Raw genomic sequence first — 24,603 nt, 5'->3', positions numbered from 1 at the left:
GCTGGCATGAGCAACGACGCTGGCATGAACAATGAGGCCAACCTTTCCGACGTCTCCGATGTCCTGGCCATCGATTCCCTGCTGAGCGCGGAGGAGCGCAGCGTGCGCGAGCGCGTCCGCGATTTCACGAACCAGCGGATCCGGCCGGGCATCGCCGGCTGGTACGAGGACGCCGTGTTCCCCCTCGAGCTCGCCCCGGAACTTGGCGAGCTCGGCGTGCTCGGCATGCACCTGGAGGGCTACGGCTGCCCGGGCCGTTCCGCCGTCGAATATGGCCTCGCGGCGATGGAACTCGAGGCCGGCGATTCGGGCGTCCGCACGTTCGTCTCCGTGCAGGGCTCCCTCGCCATGACGGCCATCCACAAGTGGGGCTCCGAGGACCAAAAGCAGGAGTGGCTCCCCCGGATGGCCGCCGGCGAACTGATCGGCGCGTTTGCCCTGACCGAGCCCACGGCCGGCTCGGACCCTGCCTCGATGAAGACCTTCGCCCGCCGCGACGGCTCCGGCGATGACGCGGGCTGGATCCTGGACGGCGCGAAACGCTGGATCGGGCTCGCCTCCGTGGCGGGCGTGCTGGTGGTGTGGGCCATGACCGACGACGGCGTGCGCGGCTTCCTCGTCCCTGCCGGCACCGCGGGCGTCACCGCGACGCCGATCGGGCAGAAGCTCTCGATGCGCGCCTCCATCCAGTGCGACATCACGTTCGACGCCGTCCGGCTGGGCCCGGAGGCGCTGCTGCCCGCGGCGCGCGGGCTGAGGGGTCCCTTCTCCTGCCTCAACGAGGCCAGGTACGGGATCGCGTGGGGAGCTATGGGCGCCGCGCGGGATTCCTATGAGGCCGCGCTGGCCTACTCCCAGGAGCGGCTGCAGTTCGGCAAGCCGCTGGCCGGGTACCAGCTGACGCAGGAGAAGCTGGTGAACATGGTCCTGGAGATCCAGAAGGGCACACTCCTGGCCCTGCACCTGGGCCGGCTCAAGGACGCCGGCAGGCTGCGTCCGGAGCAGATCTCACTCGGCAAGCTGAACAACGTGCGGGAGGCGCTCAGCATTGCCCGGGAGGCGCGCACGATTCTGGGCGGCAACGGCATCACGCTGGACTATTCCCCGCTGCGGCACGCCGCCAACCTGGAATCCGTCCGGACCTACGAGGGCACCGACGAGGTCCACACCCTGATCCTGGGCCAGCACATTACGGGTCTCCCCGCCTTCCGCTGAGAGCCGCGGGGTATTTCGCGGCAGTGTTTCCGTGTCCGCTCGTCACGCGCTACGGATGAGGCCAGTGATACAAGTGGTGACTGCCGGGTTTTCGGGTAGCCAACACTCGTGTTCTCCCGGGGGCGCATTCGTACAGTGGTGCCATCGCCACCGGAGCAGAGGCAGCCAAATAGCCCACGGCACTTCTTCTCTGGCCGGTCGAACCGACGTCGTCCCGCCCGTCCCAGACACAGGAGCTGAGCACCCTGCCTGCCTGCCCGACGGGTGGAACAGGCTGCCAAGTAAAGGGGGACATCATGAGTCTCAACGCAAAGCCAGCCGCGTGGACACTTCGTTTCTTTCCGGCACGTCACGCCACTGCCGGCGCGGGCGGGGACGGCCAGGACAGATCCGCTTCCGGCCAGGGACCCCACCGGCACCGGGCCCGCATCAGCGCGGCACTCGTCCTGGACCGCGACCGGCTTCAGGAGAGCACGGGGACGGTCCAGTCGTGGAAGTTCCACGACTTCGTCAGCACATTCCAGCTCATGCTTCCCCACCGGGTCGAAAAGATTCACCAGGCCCTGGCCGGCGGGGACTGGGAGGGCGCGCGCCTGGCCGCCCAAAGCCTGTCCTGGTCCGCATCCAAGGCCGGTGCGTGCCGGCTCGAACTCATCGCCGACCTCATCGATGCCGACCTCCAGTCCGGACGCAAGACCCGGGCACGGGAGACGGCCTGCCTCCTCCAAGGCGCCGCCACCGAACTGGCAACAGCCCTCGCCCTGCTGACCGCCGGCTGAGCGCCGGCTGACCGGGTCCGGCCACCACCGGATGCTGCCCCAACACCACACACGCTCCATGAATCAGAGCGTTCCCGCGGTCCCAGCGGCTCAGGCGGAGAATCCGCCGTCGGCCTTGACCAGCTGCCCGGACATCCAGCGGCCCTCGGGCGAGAGCAGGAACGCGACGGTGCCGGCCACGTCCGCCGGTGTGCCCAGCCGGCCGCCGGGTTGCCGGCGGGCCAGTTCGTCACGGAGCGGCTCATCCATCCAGCCGGTATCCACCGGTCCCGGGTTCAGGACGTTGGCGCTGATCCCGAGCGGGCCGAGTTCGCGGGCGGCGGCGATCACGATCCGGTCCAGGGCGCCCTTTGATGCCCCGTAGGGCAGGTTGAAAGCGGTGTGGTCGCTGGTCAGGGCCACGATGGCGCCGCCCTCGGGACCGGCCTGCCGGGCGAAAGCGGCAATCAACTGCCAGCTGGCCCGGGTGTTGACCGCAAAGTGCCTCTCGAAGCTCTCCAGCGACGTGTCCAGGATGGAGGAGTCCACGGATTCGGCGTGGCTGAGCACCAGACCCTGCAGGGTTCCGGCCTCCGCCGCGGCGGCGGACATCAGCCTGTCCACGGCGTGCGGGTCCTGGAAATCCGCCGGCAGCGCCACGACGGCGGCGCCCATCGCCTCGAGCTCGGCGGTGAGGCGTTCGACGTCGTCCGGCTGGACTCCCCACGGCATCCGCGCGTCGTAGTCCTGCCAGTACGTCAGCACGAGGTCCCAGCCGTCCGCGGCGAGGCGGCGTCCGATGCCTGCGCCGATTCCGGCGAGCCGGCCGACACCGGTGACAAGGGCCGTCTTACGTCCGTCGGGGGAGCTCATGCCGACCAGCCTAGCGGTGGCGGCCGGCGCGGCGCCTACCAGGTGGCGGCCTGCTAGGTGCGCGGCCTGCTACGAGCGGTGCCTACGAGGAGGCTGAGGAAGTGGAGACGGCGGCCGGGACGTCCCGTTCGGCAGCCGGCCCGCGTGCAAGGTCCGGCTCCGGCCCCAGCGGGTCCCGCCGCAGGGCCACGAGCCAGCACACCAGCAGGGCCAGGGCGCAGAAGACGCCGGCGCTGGAGGCCATGATCCACACCCCGGGCGTCTGGATGTCGAGGTTTTCGGCGCCGAGGGCCGTACCGATGGTCTTGGGCGAGAACAGGAATACGAGGATCGACAGGCCCAGCACGCCGCCCATGGTCCAGCGCATCCCGACGTACCGGCGCGGAGCTTCCCGCAGGGTCCAGGCGAAAGCCGGAAAGACCGCCGCGACCCACACCCAGTGGTGGGACCACGAGACCGGGCTGATCAGCAGCATGGTGATCGCGGTCGCCGATACGGCCACGACGCGGGCACCCTGATCGCTGGCGGCCTTGATCACTGCGGCGCCCACGGCCACAACCGCCAGGCTCAGCAGCAGCCATGGCACGGTGACGTGCGCTTCCGGGACCCCGAAGTGCAGCAGGGCGCCCTTAATGGACAGGTTGTCCACGTAACCCGCTCCCCCCATCCGGGAGGTGTCGGGCAGCATCTGGAGCCAGAACTGCAGGGATTCGGCGGGCCGGAGCAGCCAGCCGGCCGCCACGGTGGCGGTGAAGCCGGCGGCCATGTTGCCCAGCCCGCGCCAGTCCCTGCGGACCAGAAAGTAGAGCCCGAACACCAGGGGCGTCAGCTTGATGCCGGCGGCGACGCCCACCAGGAAGCCGCTGCCGGGGAAACCGCGGGCCCAGCGCCGGTTGCGGGCCAACAGGTCCACGGCGATCAGGCCCATCAGCAGGGCGTTGATTTGGCCGAACACCAGGGTCTCGCGCCAGGGACCCAGGTTCAGCACCGCCAGGACCAGGACGGCGGCGGCCCAGCCGTTGCCCGGTGCCCGGAAGGTGTCGCGCCAGGAGGCTTTCGCGTTCCAGTACCGGACCGTTCGGACCGCGGCCAGGATCGCCACCCCGGCGCCGGCGGCGTTGAACAGGGTCAGCGCCGCCGCCAGGGGCAGCCGGGCCAAGAGGCCGAAGACGATGGCGGCGAACGGCGGGTAGGTAAACATCAGCGCCGGTCCGCCGGCCCAGTCCACGTTGCCCGCATACAGGGCTGAGGGTGCCGCGCCGGCGTCGTTGAGGATTTTGCCGCCGTACCAGTAGACGCTGAAGTCCAGGCCGTGCTTGCCCCAGACTCCGAGCGAGATCCAGATGAAGTAGCCCACCGCGGCGATGGCCGGGATGACGGAGAGCCGGAACAGGTGCGGGACGGGTGAATACCGCGCCGGGCTGCGGTCTGAAACGGGCACTGACATGTACTCCCCCATCGGGCTGCTGATGTAGACGCTGGCCGTTTGGTCGGTTCCGTCCAGGGCGGCGCAAACGCGCCCTCGCTGTCGGGTCAGTCTACAGAACAGCTACGCCGGGACCGGGACGGACTCCGGCTTCCGGGCGTCCTTGCGGATGGTGGCGCTGATGACGGCGGCGATGGTGCACATGGCAGCGGCGGCAAACCAGGCGTAGGTGTACTGGCCGGTGGCGTCCCGGACCGCCCCGGCCGCCAGGGCAGCGGCGGCCGCACCGAGCTGGTGGGCCGCGAATACCCAGCCAAACACGACGCTCCCGTCGGCACCGAACACTTGGCGGCAGATCGCGGCGGTCGGCGGCACCGTGGCGACCCAGTCCAGGCCGTAGATGACCACGAACACGATCATGCTGGGCTGGACGGTAGCGCTGAGCAGCAGCGGCAGGACCAGCAGCCCGATCCCGCGGAACTGGTAGTACACGGCGAGCAGGATCCGGGGGTTGAAGCGGTCCGTGAGCCACCCGGAGGCGATGGTGCCGATGATGTCGAAGAGGCCGACGACGGCGAGCAGKCCCGCCGCGGTGGTTTCGGGCATGCCGTGGTCGTGGGCGGAGGGGATGAAGTGGGTGCCGATCAGCCCGTTGGTGGTCGCGCCGCAGATCGCGAAGCCAGCCACCAGGGCCCAGAAGGTACGCACTTTGCTGGCCCGTTTGAGGACCTGCAGGGCACGGACCGCGGCGTTCCGGCGGGGCTCCTGCACTTCCTGCCCAGCGGCCGGTCCTGTCGGTTCGGGCCCGCTGGATTCCGTGCCCGCGTTCGGGCCGGGGGCCGGCGGCGTCGCCCCGTAGGGCAGCACGCCGACGTCGGCCGGTGAGTTCTTCAGGAACATCAGCACGAGCGGCACCACGGCCAGCGCGCCGGCACCGATGAGGAGCGAGGCCTGCCGCCAGCCCGGGTCCTGGGCAAGGGCCGCGATGAAGGGCAGGAACACGAGCTGTCCGGCGGCGCTGCCGGCGGTGAGGATGCCGATGACCAGGCCGCGGCTCTTGGCGAACCAGGTGTTGGCGATGGTCGCGGCGAAGACCAGCGCCATGGACCCGGTGCCGAGCCCGATCAGCAGCCCCCACGTCAGCAGGATCTGCCAGGACTGGGTCACGAGGACCGTCAGCGCGCTGCCGGCGCCGATCAGCACCAGGGCCACGGCCGTGACTGCGCGGATGCCGAAGCGTTCCATGAGCGCTGCCGCGAACGGTGCCGTGAGCCCGAAAAGCACGAGGTTGATGCTGACCGCGGCGGAGAGCACGGTGGTGGACCAGCCGAACTCGTTCTGCAGCGGCACCATCAGCACACCCGGGGCCGCCCGGAACCCTGCCGCGCCGACCAGCGCGAGGAAAGCCACGGCGGCGACGGTCCACGCAGGGTGGATGCGGCGGCGGACCGGCGCCGGGGTCACGGTGGTTTCAGGGGCGTTCATGCGGCGGTTCCGTTCTGGACAGGTGTTCCGGTGCCGGCCGAGGCCAGCGGCACGGGGTCCGCGGTGCGGGAGAGGCTGTGCCAGCTCGTGTTGGCGGCCGTCAGCGGTTCCCCGCAGGCCGTGCACGTGTCAGCCGAGGAGGTCCTCTCCCCGCAGCCGCTGTGGATGACGAACATGTGTGCCTGCCCGGACGGCGCCGGGAGATGCTTTTCGGCCCAGATCACGACGGCGTTGAGCACCGGGAGGGCGTCTTCGCCCATGGCGGTGAGGACGTATTCCTGGCGGGTGCGGCCGCCGTCGTCGTAGGGCCTCCGGGCCAGGAGCCCGGCGGCGACGAGCCCGGCGAGCCGCTTGGTGAGCACAGAATCGGCCGCCCCCAGCCGGGCCTTCATGGCTTCGAAGCGGCCGTTGCCGAAGAACACCTCGCGCAGGACGAGCACGCTCCATGGATCGCCCAGGATGTCGAGGCCGCGGGCCATGCTGCAGGTCCGTTGGGACCAGTCGGATCGAAGTGCCATGCGGCCACCCTAGCTGACTCTCTTAGAGAAAGCTAGGGTGGCCCGACGGAATGATCCGGGCGCCGGGGTCGGCTGCCGGTGCAGCTACGGTGCAGCTACGGTGCAGCTAGCTGCCGGCGGCCAGGGAGGAAATCGCGGCGTCGAGGTCGGCGATCAGGTCTTCCACGTCCTCGATGCCGCACGAGAGCCGGATCAGGTTGACCGGGACCGCCAGTTCCGTGCCCTTGACCGAGGCGTGCGTCATTTCGGACGGGTAGTTCATGAGCGATTCGATCCCGCCCAGGGACTCCGCCAGGGTGAACACGGAGGTCGATTCGGCCACCTTGCGGGCCGCGGCCTCGCCGCCCTTGAACTGCACGGAGATCATGCCGCCGAACTTCTTCATCTGCTTTTTGGCCAGCTCGTGGCCGGGGTGGGTGGGCAGGCCCGGGTAGAGCACGGCCTCCACTTCGGGGCGCCCCAGCAGCCATTCGGCCACGGCCTGGGCGTTGTCGCTGTGCCGGTCCATGCGCACCCCGAGGGTCTTGAGCCCGCGGGTGGTGAGGAAGGCGTCCATCGGCCCGGACACGGCGCCGACGGCGAACTGCACGAAGCCGATCTTCTCGGCGAGGTCGGGGTCGTTGACCACGATCGCGCCGCCGACGACGTCGGAGTGCCCGCCGATGTACTTGGTGGTGGAATGCACCACCACATCGGCGCCGAGGGCCAGCGGGGTCTGCAGGTACGGGGAGGCGAAGGTGTTGTCCACCACGAGGAGCGCGCCGGCGTCGTGCGCCACCTTCGCGAGCGCCTCGATGTCGGTGATCTTCATCATCGGGTTCGACGGCGTCTCCACCCACACCAGGCGGGTCTTGCCGCCACCGTCGGCCGTACTGTCGGCGGTGCCGCCTGCCGCGACGGCGGCCGCGACGGCGTCGAGGTCGGACATGTCCACCGGGGTGTTGCCGATGCCCCACTCCCCCAGGACCCGGCTGATGAGCCGGTACGTGCCGCCGTAGGCGTCGTTGCCGAGCACAATATGGTCACCGGGGCGGGTGAGGGCGCGGATCATCGAGTCCTCGGCGGCCAGGCCGGAGCCAAAGGAGAACGCGGCGCTCCCGCCTTCCAGGGCCGCCAGCTGCTCCTGCAGCGAGTCACGGGTGGGGTTGGTGCCCCGGCCGTATTCATAACCGGCCCGCAGCCCGCCGATGCCGTCCTGGGCATAGGTCGAGGAGAAGTGCACGGGGGGCACCACCGCCCCGGTGCGGGGCTCAAACGCCTGGCCGGCGTGGATGGCGCGGGTGTTGAAACCCTGGTTTTTCGAGGACGGGCTTTCAGGCACAGACATGGGACTCCTTGAACTGGTCAGTTGCTGAGGTACGCGAGGAGGTCGTGGCGGGTCAGGATCCCCACCGGGGCGCCGACAAACGTCACCATGAGGGTGTCGGCGTCGGAGAGGAGTTCGCGGGCGGTCGAGATCGATTCGAGCGAACCGATCACGGGGAGCCGGGCCTCCATGTGTTCGGAAATCTTGTCCGAGAGCTTGGCCTCGCCGCGGAAGAGCTTGGCCGTGAGGGTGCGTTCGTCCACGGCGCCCAGCACCTCGCCCATGACGACTGGCGGTTCCTGGGACAAAACGGGGATGTGCGAGACGCCGTACTCGTTCATGATGTTGATGACGTCGCGGACGGACTCGTTCGGGTGGATGTGCACGAGGTCCGGGAGTTCACCGGTCTTGGCCTTGAGGATCTCGCCCACCGACGCCTCGTCCCCGCCGGCCAGGAAGCCGTAGGAACGCATCCACTGGTCGTTGAAGATCTTGGCCAGGTAGCCGCGGCCGGAGTCCGGCAGGATGACCACGACGACGGCGTCGGCCGGGAGGTCCTTGGCGACTTCCATGGCGGCCACGACGGCCATGCCCGAGGAGCCGCCCACCAGCAGGCCTTCCTCGCGCGCCAGCCGGCGCGTCATCGCGAAGGAGTCGGCGTCGCTGACGGCAATGACGTCGTCCGGGACCGACTTGTCGTAGTTGGCCGGCCACATGTCCTCCCCGACGCCCTCGACAAAGTACGGGCGGCCCGTGCCGCCGGAGTACACCGAGCCGGCGGGATCCGCGCCGATGATCTTCACGACGCCACCCTCGGCCCCGGGCCGCCCGGCGGAGACTTCCTTGAGGTACCGGCCGGTGCCGGTGATCGTGCCGCCGGTCCCGGCGCCGATCACGCAGTGGGTGATGCGGCCGTCGGTGTCGTGCCAGATCTCAGGGCCCGTGGTCTCATAGTGGCTGGCCGGGGCGGCGGGGTTGGAGAACTGGTCCGGCTTGTAGGCGCCGGGGATTTCAGTGACGAGCCGGTCGGAGACGCCGTAGTAGCTTTGCGGGCTGTCCGGCGGGACGGCGGTGGGCGTGACCACCACTTCCGCGCCGTAGGCCTGGAGCACGGCCCGCTTGTCCTCGCCGACCTTGTCCGGCACGACGAAGATGCAGCGGTAGCCCTTCTGCTGCGCCACGAGCGCCAAACCGACGCCGGTGTTGCCCGAGGTGGGCTCCACGATCGTGCCGCCGGGCAGGAGCTGGCCCGTTCGTTCGGCCTCCTCGATCATCTTGACCGCAATGCGGTCCTTGATCGAACCGCCGGGGTTCAGGTATTCGAGCTTCACCAGGACCGTGGCTGCGATGCCATCGGTCACGTGGTTGAGTTTGACGAGCGGCGTATGGCCAATGAGGTCCAGGACGGACGGGGCGTACTTCATAGGTACAAAGTTACCGTCTCCGGCGCGGCGGGCACGTCGGCGCGGCCACGGCGCTGCCACGGCTCTGGCAGATGCGAGGATATGGCTGTGAAGAGGATCGCCCGGCTGAAGAAGTTCAAGAGCTACGCGCTGCCCGCGGGCATGCTGCTGGCCGGGTGCGCGGCGCTGGTGTCCGGGCTGCTGCCGGTCCCCGCCTTCCAGGCGCTGGCAGCACGCACCGTGCCGATACTGGCGTTCGTGGTCGCCATGTCCATTGTCACCGAGCTGGTGGATGAGGCCGGGCTCTTCCGCGTCGTCACGGAGCGGCTGGCCGCCCTGGGCCGCGGCCGGGTCCTCTTGCTGTGGTTCCTCGCGATCGCCCTGGCCACCGTTTCCACGGTGTTCCTGTCGCTGGATACGACGGCGGTGCTGGTGACTCCCGTCGTCGTGCTGCTGGCCATTCACGCCCGCATTCCGCCGCTGCCGTTTGCGCTGACCACGGTGTGGCTGGCGAACACGGCCTCGCTGCTGCTGCCGGTCTCCAACCTGACCAACCTGCTCGCGCAGGAGCGGCTCAACCTCAGCCCCGCCGCGTTCGCTTCGCTCGTGTGGGCCCCGGCCCTGGTGGGCATCCTCGTGCCGCTGGTGCTCCTGTGGCTGGCGTTCCGGAAGGACCTGCGCGGCACGTACGGCCCCCAGCCCGTCCATAAGGTCCGGGACCGGGTGCTGCTGTACTCGGCGTCGGGGGTCATGGTGGTCCTGCTCCCGGCGCTTGTCTCCGGGGTTCCGGTGCAGATCCCGGCACTCGCGGCGGCTGCTGCCCTGCTCCTGCTCTTCCTCTGGCGGCGGCGCTCCGTCCTGCGCTGGTCCATGATTCCCTGGCGCCCGCTGATGCTCACGTCCGGACTGTTCATGGTGGTGGAGACCCTGCACGCCAACGGGCTCACCCAGTTCCTGACCGGGATCGCCGGCACGGGCGAGAGCCTGCCGGCGCTCCTGCAGCTCGCCGGCCTGGGCGCCGGCGCAGCCAACGCGGTCAACAACCTCCCCGCGTATCTGGCCCTGGAACCGGTGGGCGGCTCCCCGGCCCGGCTGGCGGCCCTGCTGATCGGCGTGAACCTGGGCCCGCTGGTGACCCCCTGGGCGTCCCTGGCAACGCTGCTGTGGCACGAGCGGCTCCGCTCCCTGAATGTGGAGATCCGCTGGGGAGGCTTCGCCCTCGCCGGCGTGGCCGCCGTCGTCCTCACCGTCCCGTTGGCGGTCGTGGCGCTGTGGCTCACCACCGGGATGCAGTGAGGCGGATGCATTGCGGGCCGGCGTGCCCGGCGCGTCAGGCGCCGATGTCATTCCCGGCGTTCGCTGCCCCGGCGCCGCCCTCACGCGGGGCGTTCTGCCAGAGGCCGACCACATTGCCCTCAGTGTCCCGGAAGTAGGCGGCCCAGCCCATGGTGCCGATTGCCTCGCGCGGTAAGACGGTGCTGCCGCCCAGTGCATTGATCTTCTCCAACGCCGCGTCGATGTCATCGACATCCACAGTGACCACCGGGGATGTGAGGTCGCCTTCGCGGCGGAACATGCCGCCGTTGATGGAGCCCGGCACGGAGGGCATGCCGTTGGCATCCGTCGGCGTCGTCTTGATCATGGCGTAGCTCATCTCCGGCACCTGGCTTACCTCCCAGCCGAACGCCGAACTGTAGAACTCGCGTGCGCGGCCCTCGTCTTCTGCGGGGATTTCGAAATGTACCACTCCACCAGCCATCACACTCTCCCAAGAACAAGGATTCGGGGCCAAGAGGCGGGCGCGGACACAGCACGCCACAGCCGGATTTTAGTCCCGGCAGCGCGGGAGGTTAAGGGCCCTACGGCCCCTGCGTCGTTGCCGCGGATGCCGCTGCTGTCAGCGGGCCGTGGGAACATGTTCGAATGAGCCTTGCAGACGCCCCCGCAGGCGTTGCCGCCGCGGCGGACGCCTCATTGCGGTGGCACCCGGGCGGCCCGTTCGACTTGATGCAAACCATCGGCACGCTGCTGCGCGGCCACGGTGACCCGTCCATCCGCACCGCCCCGGACGGCATCTGGTTTGCGTTCACGACGCCCCGCGGTCCGGCCACGCTGCGCCTGGCAACGGCCGGGACGCGGGCTGACCCTGCCGTGGACGCGCAGGCCTGGGGTCCCGGAGCGGGGGACGCCGTCGATTCCGTCCCGCGCATGCTCGGGAGCGACGACGACTGGTCCGGCTTCGACGAGCCCGCATTCCACGCGAGCCTCCCGCGCATGGTGGTTGAAGCCCGGCGCCGGAACCTCGCGATCCGGCTGCCTGCAACCGGCAGGATGATCGATTCACTCGTGCCGACCATCCTGGAGCAGAAGGTCACCGTTATCGAGGCCCGCCGCGGATACCGCTACCTGATGTACCGCTTCGGGACGGCGGCGCCGGGCGCCGGCACCGTCGCGCCCGCCAATCTGCTGGTCCAGCCGACGGCCGCGCAGTGGCTGCACATCCCGTCCTGGGAGTGGCACAAGGCCGGCGTGGGCCCGCAGCGGTCGGGAACCGTCATGCGGGCGCTGCGTTCGGCCGCCGCGCTGGAACGGCTCGCCGCCCTCCCCGCCGCGGAAGCGGCCGCCAAGCTGCAGACCCTGCCCGGAATCGGGGTCTGGACGGCGGCGGAGGTGGTGCAGCGCACGCACGGCTGCCCGGATTCGATCTCGGTCGGCGACTACCACCTTGCGGCCTACGTGGGCGCCGCCCTGACCGGCCGCCGGACAGACGACGCCGGCATGCTCAGGCTGCTGGCTCCATGGGCGGGGCACCGGCAGCGGGTGGTCCGGATGATCGGGCTGAGCGGCTTCCGGAAACCGACATTTGGCCCGCGCATGACCATCCAGGACCACCGCAGCCACTGACCTCCCTCTCGCTCAAAGCAACGCGGGGTCACTTACGGCCCATCCGGGGCCCCTTTATGGGCGCGATCTGACCCCGCGCTGGTGTGGCGGGTCATGAGGGCAGGAGTTTGCTTAGGCGCGGAGCCGGGCCCTCTTGATCCGGGTGATGACGCTGTCGAATCCCTCGGCAAGATCATCGGCGTTGACTTTGAAATACGCCCATCCGGCGCTGCGGAACGCTTCGTCTCGCCGGTTGTCCCGGGTCTGCTGTTCCCGCGTGAGGTGGTGGACGCCGTCGTACTGCATGGCGATCCCGTACCTCCGGTAGCCCATGTCTGCAGCCGGTGAGCGCGGGTCTTCCGGGTCGAGCCTCAATTGCAGCTCCGGCTCCGGCAGACGCGCATCCAACAGCGCCAGCCGCAGGAATGTCTCCGGGAAAGAGTCTGCTCCCACCCGCATCTCGTCCAGCGCAAGCCGCGCCTTCTCGACGCCCTTCATGTTGGGATGCTGGCGGATCAGCAACCGCAGGCCATCCTTGTAGGCGTAGGGCTCCGACCTCAGTTCGAGGCTGGGCCTGGGCTGTCGGATGAGCTGGTCTCCCATCGCGATGAGGTAGTTGAGCGGCAGGACTGCGGCCAGATCCAGCCAAGTGCGGGGCGGCGCCGTGACAGGGATGCCGTCGACGTCGGTCAGCTCGCCCGGAATGAGCCGCACGCGGTGGCCCGTGACCCCGGCACGGCGGACTCTGGGCAGTTCATGGGGTTTGCTGAGGTGGATGGTGGGGCATTCGCCCAACCATGGCGGCAGCCCGAGCCTGGTCAGCACGGCCGCGGTTTCATGGGACGCCCAGGCACCCGGGGTAGCAGCGGCGAGGACCCTGGCCCGTTCGACGATCTCAAGCTGCCGGCCGGCCGGCAGATAGATAAGGCGGCCGCCGTCGGACAAATCGTGCGCCCGTAGACGTTTGGGCGGAATACCCAGCGCGCGCGACTCATAGACGGTGAACGGTGTGAGGGTGAGGCTTTCGGGAAGCGGCACAATGCGGACCATGCGCACCATTGTGACCGCGGATCAACCTCGGCGCTGAGGTTATCCACAGGCCCTCCGGAATCGCCTCAACACGGGGTCACTTACGGCCCGTCCGGCGCCTCGGGATGGGCCTTAAGTGACCCCGCCTTGCCGTCAGCCGCCGGTCTGGAGGCCCAGCCGGGCCGCGGCCTCCTGGCGCATGTCCACCTTGCGGATCTTGCCGGAAACGGTCATCGGGAAGCTCTCCCGGACATCCACGTAGCGCGGGACCTTGTAGTGCGCCAGCTTGCCGCGGCAGAACTCGGCCAGGCTGGCGGCGTCCATCGGCGCGGCCCCCGGCTTCAAAATGACGCAGGCCATCAGCTCCTCGCCGTACTTTTCGTCCGGGACACCGATCACCTGCACGTCCTGGATGTCCGGGTGGGTGTAGAGGAATTCCTCGATTTCCCGCGGATAGACGTTCTCGCCGCCGCGGATCACCATGTCCTTGATCCGGCCCTCGATCACGATGTACCCGTCCGCGTCCATCCGGGCGAGGTCTCCCGTGTGCATCCAAGCGTCGGCGTCGATCGCCTCGGCGGTCTTGTCAGGCTGGTTCCAGTACCCGCGCATCACCGCGTAGCCGCGCGTGCAGAGTTCGCCGATCCCGCCGCGCTCCACCACCTCTCCCGTGACCGGGTCCACGATCCGGCTCTCCAGGTTCGGCATGGTCCGGCCCACAGTCTCGGTGCGCTGGGCCATGGTGTCCACGCTCCGGGTCATCGTGGACACCGGCGAGGTCTCCGTCATGCCGTAGCAAATAGCGACGTCTTTCATGTTCATTTCCGTGATGACCCGGTTCATCACCTCGATGGGACACAGCGAGCCGGCCATGACGCCCGTGCGCAGTGTCGAGAGGTCGTAGGAGGCGAAGTCCGGCAGGGCGAGCTCGGCGATGAACATGGTCGGCACGCCGTACAGCGAGGTTCCGCCGAAGTCCTGCACAGCTTCCAGCGCCGCGGCCGGCGAGAATGACCGGCCGGGGATGATGGTGGCGGCCCCGTGGCTGAGCGCCGCGAGGTTCCCGATCACCATGCCGAAGCAGTGATAGAAGGGCACCGGGATCACCACGCGGTCGTGTTCCGTGTAGCCCAGCTGTTCGCCGATCGAAAAACCGTTATTAAGGATGTTGTGGTGCGTCAGCGTGGCGCCCTTCGGGAACCCCGTGGTGCCGGAGGTGTACTGCAGATTGACAGGGTCCTGCGCGTCCAGTGCCGCCATGCGCGCTTTCAGCTCGGAGTGCCCGACGTCGTCGGCCCGCTTGAGCAGCTCGGCATAGGTGCGCTCCGCGTCAGTGCCGGGTTCGCCGGCGGTCAGCCCGTCCAGGCCGGCGCCCGGGAGGAAGACCAGCTCGCGCAGATCCGGGCACGCCGCCAGCGCCTGCCGCGCCATCCCTGTGTAGTCGCTGTTCCTGTCCGACGGCGCGGTGACCAGCATGCGCATGCCGTTCTGGGTGACCACAAACTCGAGCTCATGGCTGCGGTAGGCGGGGTTGACGTTGACCAGGATCGCCCCGACCTTCGCGGTGGCGTACTGCAGGATGGTCCACTCGGCGCAGTTGGGGCTCCAGATGCCGATCCGCTCGCCCTTCGCGACGCCCAGGGCGAGGAGCGCACGTGCCAGGCGGTCGACGTCGTCGTTCAACTTGGTGTAGCTCCACCGCCGGGCCTCTTCGCCGGGTACCGCAGCCGCCTCGATCAGGGCGTCATGGTACGGGAACCGCGCCGCGATCCGTTCGAAGTTCGCGCCAATGGTTTCCTCGAGCAGCGGGACGTCAGTGTCCCCGGCTGTGTAAGCAAGCATGGTGTGACGCTACCAACAGTGCGGAGGCAAAAGAAGGGCAAAGCTTGGAAGACCTATGAAATCTTGGGTCATGGTCCGGCGCCTGCCCGGCAGCCCGGTAGGGTGATTGCCATGAGTGCACCCGTTGACCTTCAGGCCATTTTCATCCCCAACGACGGCGAATTCTTCCGCGTGAAGCTCGCCCTGGACATCGCGATCGACGAGGTGGCCAACGAGCCCGGCTGCATCCGCTACGAGCTCACCGAGGCCAGCGAGGACAAGCTCGTCCTGACCGAACGGTGGGCCAGCCAGGCGGACCTGGACAAGCACTCCAAGGGCACGGCCGTCCAGGACCTGAACGAATCCCTCAGCGCGCTGCTGGCCGAGCCGGTCAAGCTCGAAACGCTCTAACCCACCCTTCCAACCACAACGCGGGGTCACTCCGCGCCCATCCCAGAGGGATTTATGGGCGCGGAGTGACCCCGCGTTGCGTTAAGCCTGGGATTAAGCCGTGGCGGTTCAGGCCTCCGGGATCTGGGTGCCGTCCTGCTTGGCCGCAGCTGCGGCGGCCTCGGCCTGGGACCGGGCCACGTGGGCGTGGACTTCTTCCATGTCCAGGGCCTTGACGGCGTCGACCACCTGCTCGAGCTGCTGCGCGTTCAGGGCGCCAGGCTGCGAGAACACCAGGACCTTTTCGCGGAAGGCCATCAGCGTGGGAATCGACGTGATGCCGGCCTCGGCGGCGAGCTGCTGCTCGGCTTCGGTGTCGACCTTGGAGAAGACGACATCCGGGTGCTTCTCGGAGATCGCCGAGTACGTGGGGCCGAACTGCTTGCACGGGCCGCACCATTCGGCCCAGAAATCGACGAGGACAATGTCGTTATCCTCGACTGTCGATGCGAACTGTTCACCTGTGATGTCTACGGTAGCCATGAGTCAACGGTACGGGAGCGGGCACGGATTGTCCCCGGCATTTCGCTGTTGGCACATCCGGGCGGGGCTGTAGGCGGGTCACGCCCAGGCGTGCGGGGCCGGACGCCTGGCGCCGGGCAGGGCGTTGGTTTCGCGCCATTCGTGGATCCACCCGGGCAGCTCCAGATCCGCCGGCGGGGCGCCGAACTCGCGGATGATCTCCTCCTGGCTGACGGGCTTGCCCCTGCTCAGAAGCCGGGTGGCGATATAGGCCCGCGCGTACACTTCGCCGTCCACCACCATCCGCTGTTCGAAGTAGATGGCCTTCGAGTCCAGGCCGATGATCCTGGACTCGATCGTGTACTGCTGCCAGAGCTGCAGCGAACGGCGGAACGCGATGGTCTCCCCCGCCGCGACCGGCGTCCAGCCCCGGCGGCGCATCTTCCTCCAGGTGCCGCTGCGGGCCATGAGGTCGAAGCGGCCGAGGTCCATGAGCGAGAAGTACATGCCGTTATTGACGTGCAGGGCGATGTCGATGTCCGTGGGCAGGACCCGCAGCGGCAGCGAGGAGCTGTCCCAGATGCTCAGCGGTGAGCGGCGTGAGGACGTGAACAGCAGCAGGAGAGTCCGGAACAGGAGATGCATGAGTCATATGTTACCCGCGAGTAACAAGTGTGCCAAGGGGTGGGTGCCGGAACCTAGCTGTGCTCCGACAGAACCGAGACGGTGGCCTTGGTGCCGACGCCGCGAATCGTCCAGCAGTTCCCGGTGCCGATCACGTCCAGCTCCTCCAGGTCCGCGTGGTGCAGGACCAGGGCCGTGTCCTCGTCCACGGCGACCGCGCGGTCCACGAGACCTTTTGCCACCGCCCCAACGGCCCGGCCGAGGGTTCCCGCCTGCGCGGCGTGCACGTCGACGGCGAAAGGCACCAGGCCCAGCCCGTCGCGGATCTCCACTTCTTCCAGGCCCTCCGACCAATCCGCCGGGCAGACCTCGGTGCCGCGGATCCGGTAGCCGCCCACGATTGCCCGCACCGGCGCCACCATCGCACCGGCTGAGAATCCCATATACGGCACACCGTCGGAGACCAGACTGCGGATGGGCTGCGCGGACGGCAGCAAGCCTTTCAGATAGCCCGGCGTCGGCCCGCCCCCGACGACGATGCCGTCGACGTCGTCGAACGCGGCAGGGTCCGCGCCCCGGTTGAAGCCGAGGAGGACCGGGACGACCTCGCAGGCTGTCCGGGACTCCAGCGGCTCCACATAGGCAGGCAGGAAATATTCCGAGCTGCCCTCATGGTCAAAGAGAACCACAGCGACGCGCGGAACCCTGCCGGTGGCCCGGTGCCGGAGTTCCTTGACGAAGCGGTCGAAGACGGCAGCTGTGGTTACGGTGTCGGGGCCGCCGCCAACAAGCAGGATGGTCATGGTTCAACGTACCCGGATCCACGGCAATTGCAATGAGCCCGGCGCGGGCGGCTCCGAGGACCTATAGCGATTGACCGGTCCGGACTGCGAGGAACATAATCGGAATCGGTACTAGCTTCACCCCACGACTGCGCCGACCATGAGGCCGACGGCAGAGCATTCAACGGAAAGCGGTCGACACTATGAGTACTGCCCATCACCCTGTCACTGCGACCGGCTGGACCGGTTGGGTCCGTTTCGCCGGAGTCATTCTGATCATCAACGGCGTTTTCAGCGGCCTTCAAGGCCTCGTCGCGCTCACCGGACCCGACACCTACTATTTGTCGACCCCGGGAACCCTGTTCCTCTTCGATGCGAAGGGGTGGGGCTGGTGGAATGTCGCCCTCGGGGTGCTGTTGATCCTCACCGCCGTCGCGCTCTTCGCCGGCGCAACGTGGGCTCGAGTCGTTGGCGTCGTCGTTGCCGGCTTCAGTGCGGTCGTTCAACTGATGCTCATTCCGCAGCAGCCGTGGTGGTCCGTCATCGTCATCGCCATGGACGTGCTGATCATCTACGCGATCATCGCCCACGGCGAGGAACTGAAGGCCGAGCAGGCACCTCCGACAACCAATCCGTAGGGCACCGACGCCATCAGCCTGTAGCAATCAGCTCCACTTCGTAGCCGTCCGCGTTCACGAGGTAGGCGGCGAAGTGGGCGGGGCCGCCTGCGTGCGGATACTTGTCCGGAAACAGCTCGGCCCAGCCGTGGCTGACGCTCTCGCCCGCCATGGCGTCCACGTCAGCCCGGGTCCCCGCGCTGAACGCCAGGTGGTTCAGGCCCGGTGCCTTGCGGTCGTGCGCGGTTCCGGTCAGCGCCGGGGACTGCTCGACGACGATGTACGTCGGCCCGCGGCGCCAGCTGCACCCGTGGGCCCAGTCCTGGTAGGCCTCGTAGCCCAGCCTGCCCAGCAGCCAGCCCCACTGGTCCCTGGCCCGCTGCAGGTCCGGCACCCAGAGTTCTACATGGTGCAGGGCACCAAAGTCCCCCGGTGCAATGGGAACTGGCACAACGGGACCTGGTGCAACCGGAACATCAGCCATCAGAACAGTATCCGCTGGAAGAGGATGTGGTCCTGCCAGGATCCGGCAATCCGAAGGTACTGGGCTGCCAAACCGATCTCCTCAAAGCCAGCCCGCTTCAGGATCCGCTGGGACGCGGCGTTGTGCGGGAGGGTTGAGGCCTGCAGCCGGTGCAGTCCCAGTTCGTTGCGCGCGGTCTGGAGGGCGAACTCCACCGCGGCCGAGCCAATTCCCCGCCCTGTCAGGTCCTTGTCCACCCAGTAGCCGAGGTGGGCGCTGAGGAATGGCCCCCGGACAATCCCGCTGAGGTTGATCACCCCGATGATGCGGGAGCCTTCCACGAGGACCCAGGGCACATCCGTTCCCGCGATGAACAACCCGAGCTTGGATTCAATGCTGGCGGCTTGTCCCTCTGCGGTGAAGAATTCCTCAAACCGCACCGGTTCCCAGGGCGCCAGGTGCTCCCGGTTCCGCCGGTAGGCGTCGGCCAGGTGCCCGGCGTCGGACCTGCGCAGCACCCGCACGCACACGGTATCCGTCAAAGCGACGCTGTTCTCGGTCATCCGCAGACTCTAACGGTCATCCCGAACGGCTTCAATCAGCGTGCGCCAGTCACGGGAGTCCCGGTGGTGTGCTTGATGGGGTTCTCAGGCGCTGGGATCGTCGTCGTCCTCGTTCGGATCGCTGCCGCGAACGGTCACACTCTGCACGCCGGGCACATCAAGGAGGTAGGGGACGAGTTCCCGCAGCGGAAGATGACCATGGAAGCGGATGTCCATGAGGACGATCGGCTTTTGTTCATCGCCCGCCTTATTGATGCTCAGGATCGACGAGCTGAACCCCATATTCGTGGCGATCTCCAACACTTGCCGCAGCACGCCCCGGTTGTCGTCATAGCCCAGGTGCAGGACCCGGTGGGCGTCGGGGGTCGGGATCTTCCTGATCACGGGAGAAACGACGTACAACGTGATGAGGTGGAAAGCGGTCAGCGAAACAGCCAGGGACAGCATTCCGGCCCCGCACGCCATGCCGACGGCGGCAGAAACCCAAATGCTGGCGGCCGTCGTCAGGCCGCGGACTACGTTCCGTCCCTTGAAAATCACCCCGGCACCGAGGAAGCCGATGCCGCTGACGATTTGGGCTGCAATACGGGACGGGTCCATGGTGGCCCCGGGCGCCAGCGCGGCGGCGAAGCCGTAGGCGGAGATCAGGGTGAACGTGCACGATCCGAGGCCGACCAGGACGTGGGTGCGGTAGCCAGCGACCTTTTGCCGGACCTGCCGCTCAGTGCCAATCAGGGAGCAGAGGATAAATGTCGCCAGCAGAAGCCCGATTTCCACCAGCGTGGTCGGGGTATATAGCCCGTATGCGTCCTGCATCCCGCCCTCCGACCCGGCCCGAGAGTGGCGTCCCGTCAGTGCCGGAATGCGCCAAGAACTCTCGAATCTGATATTACCGCCGCCCCCTAGTGGCGAGTAGTGGCTGTTCTGGCCCGCTCACGGGGCCAGATCCCGGCGGCGCCAGCCGGCGTACCCCAGCGCGGCGAGCGCCGCGGCAGTCACCGTAAGTCCGAGCAACGGCCCGACGGCGCCGGAATCCAGGGGCAGCAGCGGCGAGTGCCGGAACGGGGAGAGCTCCATCAGCCACTCCGGGGCATTCCACAGCACGCCAAACTCACCAAGCGCGACGAAGAGCAGCAGCAGGGCCCAGACCGTCCCGGTGAGCCGGGGCGCCCAGCCGAACACCACAAGCACCGCAGCGGTCATGACCCAGGCCGCGGGGATCTGGGCGGCAGCGGCCAGTGTGACGCGGCCGAGTTGGTTGGCATCGGCCAGGACGGTGGCTGCGCCGGCCCCGACCGACACTCCGGCCAGCAGCATGAGCACGGCGACGCCGGCCAGCGCCAGGGCGAAATGGCTGGTCGCCCACCGCGGCCGGGTGGTGGCGGTGCCCAGCAGTGCCTCGACGTGGCCGTCGGTCTCCTCGTCACGGAGCCGGCTGGCCGCGGACAGTCCGTAGGCAGCGGCCAGCAGTCCCATGATGCTGATCTCCGCTGCAATGAAGGCATCCGTCATGGCCTGGGTTCCGCCCAGCATCATGATCATGTCCTGCGCGTTGGGCGAACTCAACAAGTCCGTGACGTTGCCGGCCAGCGATCCGATCACCACGCCGAACACCACGAAGGCGACCGCCCAGGCCGCCAGCAGCCGGAACTGGAGCCGCACAGCGAGGTCCCCGACCCCGCGGAGCGAGCCGCGAGCCGGGCCGGGGCGCTCCTGGCGCAGGCCGGAGCCGAGGTCCCGACGGGCGCGGAGTGCCAGGGCCACGGGCCCGAGTAAGGCGCACAGCACCAGAGGGAGGGCGAGCACCCACCACTGGTCCCCGGCGAAGGCCCGGATCTGCTGGTTCCAGCCGATCGGCGAAAGCCAGGACAGGGCGGAGGGCCCCGGTTCGGCGAGGTCCCCCACCGCACGCAGCGCATAGGTCACGGCAACGACGCCGAGGCTCATTCCCGTGGCCGCCCGCGCGCTGGCCGTCAGCTGGGCGGTGACCCCGGCCACGGCGCTGAATGCCATGCCGGTGGCGGCCCAGCCCAGTCCGAACGCGATCGAGCCGGCCGCCGGAAGTCCGCCGGCGGCCAAAGACACCGCAGTGACCAGCCCCAGGACAATGCTGGCTCCGAAGCTGACGGTGAGGGCGGCCGCGAGCGGCGCGTCGCGGCCCATCCGGCCGCCGCCCAGGAGCTCGAGCCGCCCGGACTCTTCGTCGCTGCGGGTATGGCGGACGGTAATGAACACCATCAGGACGGCGAGGATGGCAGCCATGAACGCCGTGTACTTGATGAGGGACAGGGCACCGAGGGACGTGGGGTCGTAGACCCTGCCGAAGAGGGCCACGAGCGAGGCCGTGGCATTCAGGGCCGTCGCGGCCTCGACCCGGCTCCCCACATCGGGGTAGAGCTCGGCGCCGGCCACCGCGGTTGAATACGTTGTCGCGGCGAATCCGGCGATCCACGCCGGCAACAGCCATCGGTCGCGGCGGAGCCCGAGCCTGATCAGGACTCCGGTCCCCGCCAACGTTTCACGCATCGGTGGTGCGTCCGCTGCTCGACCCGGCCGCGGCCACGGGCACCGCAGCGCCGTAGTGGCGAAGGAAGAGATCCTCCAGGGTGGGCGGCTGGCTGGTCAGCGCGACGAGTCCCGCGTCGGTCAACGCCCGCATGAACGGGGCTAGGCCGGACGGTTCCACTTGGGCGCTGACGCGGTGGTTCGTGACGACGACGTCGTGCACGCCTGGCAGGGCATCCAAGCCCGCCGGTACCACCGCGACATCGGCAGTGACGGAGGTGCGGGTCAGGTGCCTGAGTTCATCAAGCCGCCCCGTCTCCACCACCCGGCCCTCACGGATGATGCTCACGCGGTCCGAAAGTGCCTCGGCCTCGCTGAGGATATGGCTGCTGAGCAGTACCGTGCGGCCCTGGTTACGCAGTTCCCGGATACAGCCGCGGAAGGCCTCCTCCATCAGGGGGTCCAGTCCGCTGGTGGGCTCGTCCAGCAGGAACAGCTCAGCGTCGGTGGCCAGGGCAGCGACCAGGGCCACTTTCTGCCGGTTGCCTTTGGAGTAGGCCCGGGACTTCTTGGTCGGATCGAGGTCGAAGAGCTCCAACAGCTGGGCCCGCCGGGCCAGGTCCTGGCCGCCCTGGAGCCGGCCGAGGAGGTCGATCACTTCTCCGCCGGTCAGGTTGGGCCACAACGCCACATCCCCGGGGACGTAGGCCAGGCGCCGGTGGAGGCTCGCGACGTCGCGCCACGGGTCAAGGCCCAGCACCCGGATGGAGCCAGCATTGGCGCGAAGCATGCCCAGCAGCAGGCGAATCGTGGTCGATTTGCCGGAGCCGTTCGGTCCGAGGAAGCCGTGGACCTCGCCCGCCTCGACTGAAAAGTCCAACCCATTCAAGGCAACCACGGGACCGAACCGCTTCACAACGCCGACCATCTCCAGGACATTCGCCATGGGGGACACGATACGCCCGGGATCGGCAATCCCGCCCCGGCCGAATGACCCCTTCGCCCGCGGGCGGCCTGTCGCCGTGCTGTCACTCCGGCACCGGGGGACGTAGCCTAGCGGGCATGGAAGACCCTTACGATCTTGAACGGTTCGTGGCGGCCCAGGACGCCGGCGGAACCTACGGGCACGCACTGGCGGAGTTGCGGTCAGGCATGAAGAGGAGTCACTGGATGTGGTTCGTTTTCCCCCAGCTCGCGGGCCTGGGCCGCAGCGAAACCGCCCGGAAGTACGCCATCTCATCCCTGGCCGAGGCCCGTGCTTACTGCCGGCACGGCGTCCTTGGCCCGCGGCTGCGGGAGGCTGCCGCCGCAGTGGCCGAACTTCAGGGGCGGTCCGCGGCGCAAATTTTCGGCGGCATCGACACCCGGAAGCTGCACTCATCCATGACGCTGTTCCAGCGGGCCGCGCCCGGCGAAACCGTGTTCCGCGTCGTCCTGGACCGCTATTTCGATGGCCTGTCCGATCCCGCCACGGACCGGCTGCTGGAAGGCCAGTTGCGGGACGGACAACCCGGCGGCCCGGACCCGGCGGACGGTTAGCTGTCCGCGGCCAGCGCCGTGATCATCCGCTCCATGCGGGCGACGCCGGCAAAGCGGCCGGCGTTGTCCGTCACCAGCAGGGGGTCAAACCGGTTGGCCTGGGTCCGCGTCATGGAACGGGCCAGGGCTTCGCTGAGCGGCGTGTCCAGGTTGACCCGCATTCCCGGGCTCACGACGCCGAGGGCCGCCGCGGTGGGGTCGAGCACCGCAACGGGCCGCAGATGATCGCCCATCAGCACCACCGACTGCAGGGCCGGGTTGTCATCAAACGCGGCCGCCGCCGTCGCAGTGGTGGCGGCCGTCGTCGCGGGTTCCACGATGTCCCGGATGATGCTCTGGTGCGTCGCCGGGGGGTTGGACGCCAGACGGTGGGCAACGTCGAGATCGATTTTTTCCCACGCCGGTCCGGGCCGGGCCAGGCAATACCCCTGCACCAGGGGTACGCCGAGGGCGACGAGGGCGTCCAGTTCCTCCACGCGCTCCACTCCCTCGGCCAGGATCCAGGCATCGACGCGGCTGGCAAAGGTTCCGAGCATGGAGATCAGGGCACGCTTGGCTTCGTCACGGTCAACATCCTGGATCAGTTCACGATCCAGCTTGATCAGCGAGGGCCGCAGGGCCAGCAGGTGCCGGAGCCCTGCATAGCCGGCACCGGCGTCGTCGACGGCGATCAGCGCGCCGGCAGCGCGCAGCTGGTTGAGGTCGGGCTCAAGCTCCAGATAGGAGTCGATCGGGGTCTGCTCTGTCAGCTCGACCACCAGTCCGGCGAGGTTTCCCTGGCCGCGCCAGATGCCACGGATCTCCTCCGTCAACAGCAGCTCCGGTGAGACGTTGAGGGTCAGGAAGCAGTTCGGCGGCAATGTGGGACGCGCCGCGAGCGCCGCCCGCAAGGCTGCGGCCTCGAGCTCGGCTGCCAGGCCATGCGTGCGCGCGGCGGCAAACCACACCTCGGGATTTTTTTCGGCGAAACCCGGAAACCGGGCCAGGGCCTCATAGCCCACCACTGTGCCGCGCGCGGTATCAACAATGGGCTGGTAGGCCGCGGAAAGGCCGACACCCCGGCAGGCGGCCGCCAGTTGCTTCTCCCAATCCGGGCCCGGCGCGGCCCCGGCGTCGGGCGGGAGGCCGCCTGCCTCGTGAATCAACTAACGGGAACGATGGCTCTGTGGACCGACTGCACGACGTCGGCCGGCAGCTCCTCCAGCCCATGTGCGGACGCCGCGTGGGCGGCCACATTGACCAGAATTTCATCGTCGGTACTGCACACCCAGCGGGCGTCACAACCGGGAACCACATCACCACAGGCAAACGACTTCACGAATGCTCCTTCTTCTTCAACAGCGGACCGGACCACCCTACGTTGGCCCCGCACCGAAAACTGAGATTTAGCTTGCAGAAAAGCGGGGTGTTTGCCGGAACACGAACGCCCACAGAGTGCGAAGACGGCAATGTCACTGCTTGGCCAGGGTTCCGATCTTGTTACCGCTGTTGTCGTAGACGACAAGCACAGTCCCATCCACTTTGGCGGCGTGCGCCTGCGATAGCCACGTGTCGACGTCGTTGCAGGCCATCATGGTGGATGCGATCGGGCCGAAGTCGAAGGAATCGCCCGAAATCGATCCTTTGCCCGTCAAACGATTGCAGCCGTCCGTTCCTTGGAAGGAGCCGTCGTCGGTGATCGTCAGGTTGGGCTGACCTTTGACGGTCTGTCCCCAACTTCCGGCGAACGACTTCAGTGCCGGGCCGGAGCACCCCGTGATTGCCGCTAGCGCCATGCCGGCAACCAGCATGGCAACAACCAGCAGACCGCTTCGACGCAACCGACTCATGCCGCCATGCTAGTTGAGCTATTTCCCGCACGGAAGGATCATTCCGCCTCTC

The 24,603-nt window shown here is 68.3% G+C and carries 27 protein-coding genes; 7 read left to right on the top strand and 20 right to left on the bottom strand.

The genetic code is table 11. The features are described from left to right. Positions 1-6 precede the first annotated feature (6 nt). Together AC1DFR_RS06060 and AC1DFR_RS06055 are read left to right on the top strand one after the other, a co-directional pair. Positions 7-1,215: an acyl-CoA dehydrogenase family protein gene (locus AC1DFR_RS06060; protein WP_476872972.1), complete on the top strand. Its 1,209-nt coding sequence runs from the start codon at positions 7-9 to the stop codon at positions 1,213-1,215. Between the two features lie 296 nt (positions 1,216-1,511). Then, positions 1,512-1,994: a hypothetical protein gene (locus AC1DFR_RS06055; protein WP_476872971.1), complete on the top strand. Its 483-nt coding sequence runs from the start codon at positions 1,512-1,514 to the stop codon at positions 1,992-1,994. Between the two features lie 90 nt (positions 1,995-2,084). On the opposite strand, the gene AC1DFR_RS06050 is transcribed toward AC1DFR_RS06055, so the two are convergent. The 6 genes from AC1DFR_RS06050 to AC1DFR_RS06025 form a co-directional block, all read right to left on the bottom strand. After that, positions 2,085-2,846, bottom strand: coding sequence for an SDR family oxidoreductase (locus AC1DFR_RS06050; protein ID WP_476872970.1), 762 nt, complete (start codon positions 2,844-2,846; stop codon positions 2,085-2,087). A gap of 82 nt (positions 2,847-2,928) precedes the next feature. Further along, on the bottom strand, positions 2,929-4,287 hold the full coding sequence (locus AC1DFR_RS06045; RefSeq protein ID WP_476872969.1) for a glycosyltransferase 87 family protein: 1,359 nt from the start codon (positions 4,285-4,287) through the stop codon (positions 2,929-2,931). A 108-nt stretch (positions 4,288-4,395) separates the two neighbouring features. Further along, complete coding sequence (locus AC1DFR_RS06040) at positions 4,396-5,757, bottom strand: MFS transporter (protein WP_223913762.1); 1,362 nt, start codon at positions 5,755-5,757, stop codon at positions 4,396-4,398. After that, a complete protein-coding gene (locus AC1DFR_RS06035; protein ID WP_223913761.1) occupies positions 5,754-6,275 on the bottom strand; it encodes a winged helix-turn-helix transcriptional regulator in 522 nt (173 codons plus the stop codon). Before AC1DFR_RS06035 ends, AC1DFR_RS06040 begins: the two co-directional genes overlap by 4 nt. Positions 6,276-6,381: 106 nt before the next feature. Beyond that, positions 6,382-7,602 carry a cystathionine gamma-synthase gene (locus AC1DFR_RS06030; RefSeq protein ID WP_476859371.1) on the bottom strand — a complete coding sequence of 407 codons (1,221 nt, stop codon included), beginning with the start codon at positions 7,600-7,602 and terminating at the stop codon, positions 6,382-6,384. Positions 7,603-7,619: 17 nt separating this feature from the next. Then, positions 7,620-9,005: a cystathionine beta-synthase gene (locus AC1DFR_RS06025; RefSeq protein ID WP_243181137.1), complete on the bottom strand. Its 1,386-nt coding sequence runs from the start codon at positions 9,003-9,005 to the stop codon at positions 7,620-7,622. An 81-nt stretch (positions 9,006-9,086) separates the two neighbouring features. On the opposite strand from AC1DFR_RS06025, the gene AC1DFR_RS06020 reads away from it, so the two are divergent. Further along, positions 9,087-10,280 carry an ArsB/NhaD family transporter gene (locus AC1DFR_RS06020; RefSeq protein ID WP_476851355.1) on the top strand — a complete coding sequence of 398 codons (1,194 nt, stop codon included), beginning with the start codon at positions 9,087-9,089 and terminating at the stop codon, positions 10,278-10,280. A 34-nt stretch (positions 10,281-10,314) separates the two neighbouring features. Here the strand turns inward: AC1DFR_RS06020 and AC1DFR_RS06015 are convergent, their stop codons facing one another. Further along, positions 10,315-10,743: a VOC family protein gene (locus AC1DFR_RS06015; protein WP_476851356.1), complete on the bottom strand. Its 429-nt coding sequence runs from the start codon at positions 10,741-10,743 to the stop codon at positions 10,315-10,317. A gap of 164 nt (positions 10,744-10,907) precedes the next feature. Here AC1DFR_RS06015 and AC1DFR_RS06010 point away from each other — a divergent pair, with 164 nt between their 5' ends. Then, on the top strand, positions 10,908-11,888 hold the full coding sequence (locus AC1DFR_RS06010) for a DNA-3-methyladenine glycosylase family protein (RefSeq protein WP_476872968.1): 981 nt from the start codon (positions 10,908-10,910) through the stop codon (positions 11,886-11,888). 111 nt (positions 11,889-11,999) lie between these two features. On the opposite strand, the gene AC1DFR_RS06005 is transcribed toward AC1DFR_RS06010, so the two are convergent. Both AC1DFR_RS06005 and AC1DFR_RS06000 read right to left on the bottom strand, forming a co-directional pair. Next, a complete protein-coding gene (locus AC1DFR_RS06005) occupies positions 12,000-12,917 on the bottom strand; it encodes a hypothetical protein (protein WP_476872967.1) in 918 nt (305 codons plus the stop codon). 132 nt (positions 12,918-13,049) lie between these two features. After that, positions 13,050-14,738 (bottom strand): AMP-binding protein, encoded by a 1,689-nt coding sequence (locus AC1DFR_RS06000; RefSeq protein ID WP_476872966.1) that lies wholly within the window; start codon positions 14,736-14,738, stop codon positions 13,050-13,052. A 111-nt stretch (positions 14,739-14,849) separates the two neighbouring features. Here AC1DFR_RS06000 and AC1DFR_RS05995 point away from each other — a divergent pair, with 111 nt between their 5' ends. Further along, positions 14,850-15,128 carry a putative quinol monooxygenase gene (locus AC1DFR_RS05995; protein ID WP_091558751.1) on the top strand — a complete coding sequence of 93 codons (279 nt, stop codon included), beginning with the start codon at positions 14,850-14,852 and terminating at the stop codon, positions 15,126-15,128. 108 nt (positions 15,129-15,236) lie between these two features. Here the strand turns inward: AC1DFR_RS05995 and trxA are convergent, their stop codons facing one another. The 3 genes from trxA to AC1DFR_RS05980 form a co-directional block, all read right to left on the bottom strand. Further along, entirely contained in the window at positions 15,237-15,650 is a 414-nt protein-coding gene (trxA, locus tag AC1DFR_RS05990; RefSeq protein WP_018773584.1) for a thioredoxin, read from the bottom strand. A 78-nt stretch (positions 15,651-15,728) separates the two neighbouring features. Next, the gene (locus AC1DFR_RS05985; protein ID WP_476872965.1) at positions 15,729-16,274 is read right to left on the bottom strand and encodes an acyl-CoA thioesterase; all 546 of its coding nucleotides are present in this window, start codon (positions 16,272-16,274) and stop codon (positions 15,729-15,731) included. Between the two features lie 53 nt (positions 16,275-16,327). Next, complete coding sequence (locus AC1DFR_RS05980) at positions 16,328-17,056, bottom strand: Type 1 glutamine amidotransferase-like domain-containing protein (protein WP_476872964.1); 729 nt, start codon at positions 17,054-17,056, stop codon at positions 16,328-16,330. A 182-nt stretch (positions 17,057-17,238) separates the two neighbouring features. Between AC1DFR_RS05980 and AC1DFR_RS05975 the strand changes: the two genes are divergently transcribed. Beyond that, on the top strand, positions 17,239-17,673 hold the full coding sequence (locus tag AC1DFR_RS05975) for a DUF7144 family membrane protein (RefSeq protein WP_043436157.1): 435 nt from the start codon (positions 17,239-17,241) through the stop codon (positions 17,671-17,673). Positions 17,674-17,686: 13 nt separating this feature from the next. Here AC1DFR_RS05975 and AC1DFR_RS05970 read toward each other — a convergent pair whose 3' ends face one another. The 5 genes from AC1DFR_RS05970 to AC1DFR_RS05950 form a co-directional block, all read right to left on the bottom strand. Continuing rightward, on the bottom strand, positions 17,687-18,103 hold the full coding sequence (locus tag AC1DFR_RS05970; RefSeq protein ID WP_476872963.1) for a VOC family protein: 417 nt from the start codon (positions 18,101-18,103) through the stop codon (positions 17,687-17,689). A 32-nt stretch (positions 18,104-18,135) separates the two neighbouring features. Beyond that, the gene (locus AC1DFR_RS05965; RefSeq protein WP_476855641.1) at positions 18,136-18,678 is read right to left on the bottom strand and encodes a GNAT family N-acetyltransferase; all 543 of its coding nucleotides are present in this window, start codon (positions 18,676-18,678) and stop codon (positions 18,136-18,138) included. Positions 18,679-18,762: 84 nt separating this feature from the next. After that, entirely contained in the window at positions 18,763-19,494 is a 732-nt protein-coding gene (locus AC1DFR_RS05960; protein ID WP_476870429.1) for an MgtC/SapB family protein, read from the bottom strand. A gap of 117 nt (positions 19,495-19,611) precedes the next feature. Next, entirely contained in the window at positions 19,612-21,204 is a 1,593-nt protein-coding gene (locus tag AC1DFR_RS05955; protein ID WP_476872962.1) for an ABC transporter permease, read from the bottom strand. After that, positions 21,197-22,129, bottom strand: a complete 933-nt coding sequence (locus tag AC1DFR_RS05950; protein WP_476872961.1) for an ABC transporter ATP-binding protein — start codon at positions 22,127-22,129, stop codon at positions 21,197-21,199. The genes AC1DFR_RS05955 and AC1DFR_RS05950 overlap by 8 nt, the downstream gene beginning before the upstream one ends. Positions 22,130-22,245: 116 nt before the next feature. On the opposite strand from AC1DFR_RS05950, the gene AC1DFR_RS05945 reads away from it, so the two are divergent. Continuing rightward, positions 22,246-22,722, top strand: coding sequence for a DUF1810 domain-containing protein (locus AC1DFR_RS05945; RefSeq protein ID WP_476859362.1), 477 nt, complete (start codon positions 22,246-22,248; stop codon positions 22,720-22,722). Here AC1DFR_RS05945 and AC1DFR_RS05940 read toward each other — a convergent pair. The 3 genes from AC1DFR_RS05940 to AC1DFR_RS05930 all read right to left on the bottom strand — a co-directional run bounded on the left by AC1DFR_RS05940 (position 22,719) and on the right by AC1DFR_RS05930 (position 24,551). Then, entirely contained in the window at positions 22,719-23,867 is a 1,149-nt protein-coding gene (locus AC1DFR_RS05940) for an EAL domain-containing protein (protein ID WP_230009956.1), read from the bottom strand. The genes AC1DFR_RS05945 and AC1DFR_RS05940 overlap by 4 nt on opposite strands. Continuing rightward, positions 23,864-24,040 (bottom strand): DUF1059 domain-containing protein, encoded by a 177-nt coding sequence (locus AC1DFR_RS05935; RefSeq protein ID WP_162159079.1) that lies wholly within the window; start codon positions 24,038-24,040, stop codon positions 23,864-23,866. Before AC1DFR_RS05935 ends, AC1DFR_RS05940 begins: the two co-directional genes overlap by 4 nt. Before the next feature lie 133 nt (positions 24,041-24,173). Next, on the bottom strand, positions 24,174-24,551 hold the full coding sequence (locus tag AC1DFR_RS05930; protein WP_230009962.1) for an META domain-containing protein: 378 nt from the start codon (positions 24,549-24,551) through the stop codon (positions 24,174-24,176). Positions 24,552-24,603 lie beyond the last annotated feature (52 nt).

Source organism: Arthrobacter sp. 05T410 (genome assembly GCF_056396505.1).
Note: the sequence above shows the minus strand (reverse complement) of the source record. Positions and strands in the feature narration are given on the sequence as shown.

Coding starts and splice junctions, on each gene's coding strand:
- AC1DFR_RS06060 (WP_476872972.1), top strand. CDS start 7: ATGAGCAACGACGCTGGCATGAACAATGAGGCCAACCTTTCCGACGTC.
- AC1DFR_RS06055 (WP_476872971.1), top strand. CDS start 1,512: ATGAGTCTCAACGCAAAGCCAGCCGCGTGGACACTTCGTTTCTTTCCG.
- AC1DFR_RS06050 (WP_476872970.1), bottom strand. CDS start 2,846: ATGAGCTCCCCCGACGGACGTAAGACGGCCCTTGTCACCGGTGTCGGC.
- AC1DFR_RS06035 (WP_223913761.1), bottom strand. CDS start 6,275: ATGGCACTTCGATCCGACTGGTCCCAACGGACCTGCAGCATGGCCCGC.
- AC1DFR_RS06030 (WP_476859371.1), bottom strand. CDS start 7,602: ATGTCTGTGCCTGAAAGCCCGTCCTCGAAAAACCAGGGTTTCAACACC.
- AC1DFR_RS06025 (WP_243181137.1), bottom strand. CDS start 9,005: ATGAAGTACGCCCCGTCCGTCCTGGACCTCATTGGCCATACGCCGCTC.
- AC1DFR_RS06020 (WP_476851355.1), top strand. CDS start 9,087: ATGGCTGTGAAGAGGATCGCCCGGCTGAAGAAGTTCAAGAGCTACGCG.
- AC1DFR_RS06015 (WP_476851356.1), bottom strand. CDS start 10,743: ATGGCTGGTGGAGTGGTACATTTCGAAATCCCCGCAGAAGACGAGGGC.
- AC1DFR_RS06010 (WP_476872968.1), top strand. CDS start 10,908: ATGAGCCTTGCAGACGCCCCCGCAGGCGTTGCCGCCGCGGCGGACGCC.
- AC1DFR_RS06005 (WP_476872967.1), bottom strand. CDS start 12,917: ATGGTCCGCATTGTGCCGCTTCCCGAAAGCCTCACCCTCACACCGTTC.
- AC1DFR_RS06000 (WP_476872966.1), bottom strand. CDS start 14,738: ATGCTTGCTTACACAGCCGGGGACACTGACGTCCCGCTGCTCGAGGAA.
- AC1DFR_RS05995 (WP_091558751.1), top strand. CDS start 14,850: ATGAGTGCACCCGTTGACCTTCAGGCCATTTTCATCCCCAACGACGGC.
- trxA (WP_018773584.1), bottom strand. CDS start 15,650: ATGGCTACCGTAGACATCACAGGTGAACAGTTCGCATCGACAGTCGAG.
- AC1DFR_RS05985 (WP_476872965.1), bottom strand. CDS start 16,274: ATGCATCTCCTGTTCCGGACTCTCCTGCTGCTGTTCACGTCCTCACGC.
- AC1DFR_RS05980 (WP_476872964.1), bottom strand. CDS start 17,056: ATGACCATCCTGCTTGTTGGCGGCGGCCCCGACACCGTAACCACAGCT.
- AC1DFR_RS05975 (WP_043436157.1), top strand. CDS start 17,239: ATGAGTACTGCCCATCACCCTGTCACTGCGACCGGCTGGACCGGTTGG.
- AC1DFR_RS05965 (WP_476855641.1), bottom strand. CDS start 18,678: ATGACCGAGAACAGCGTCGCTTTGACGGATACCGTGTGCGTGCGGGTG.
- AC1DFR_RS05960 (WP_476870429.1), bottom strand. CDS start 19,494: ATGCAGGACGCATACGGGCTATATACCCCGACCACGCTGGTGGAAATC.
- AC1DFR_RS05955 (WP_476872962.1), bottom strand. CDS start 21,204: ATGCGTGAAACGTTGGCGGGGACCGGAGTCCTGATCAGGCTCGGGCTC.
- AC1DFR_RS05950 (WP_476872961.1), bottom strand. CDS start 22,129: ATGGCGAATGTCCTGGAGATGGTCGGCGTTGTGAAGCGGTTCGGTCCC.
- AC1DFR_RS05945 (WP_476859362.1), top strand. CDS start 22,246: ATGGAAGACCCTTACGATCTTGAACGGTTCGTGGCGGCCCAGGACGCC.
- AC1DFR_RS05930 (WP_230009962.1), bottom strand. CDS start 24,551: ATGAGTCGGTTGCGTCGAAGCGGTCTGCTGGTTGTTGCCATGCTGGTT.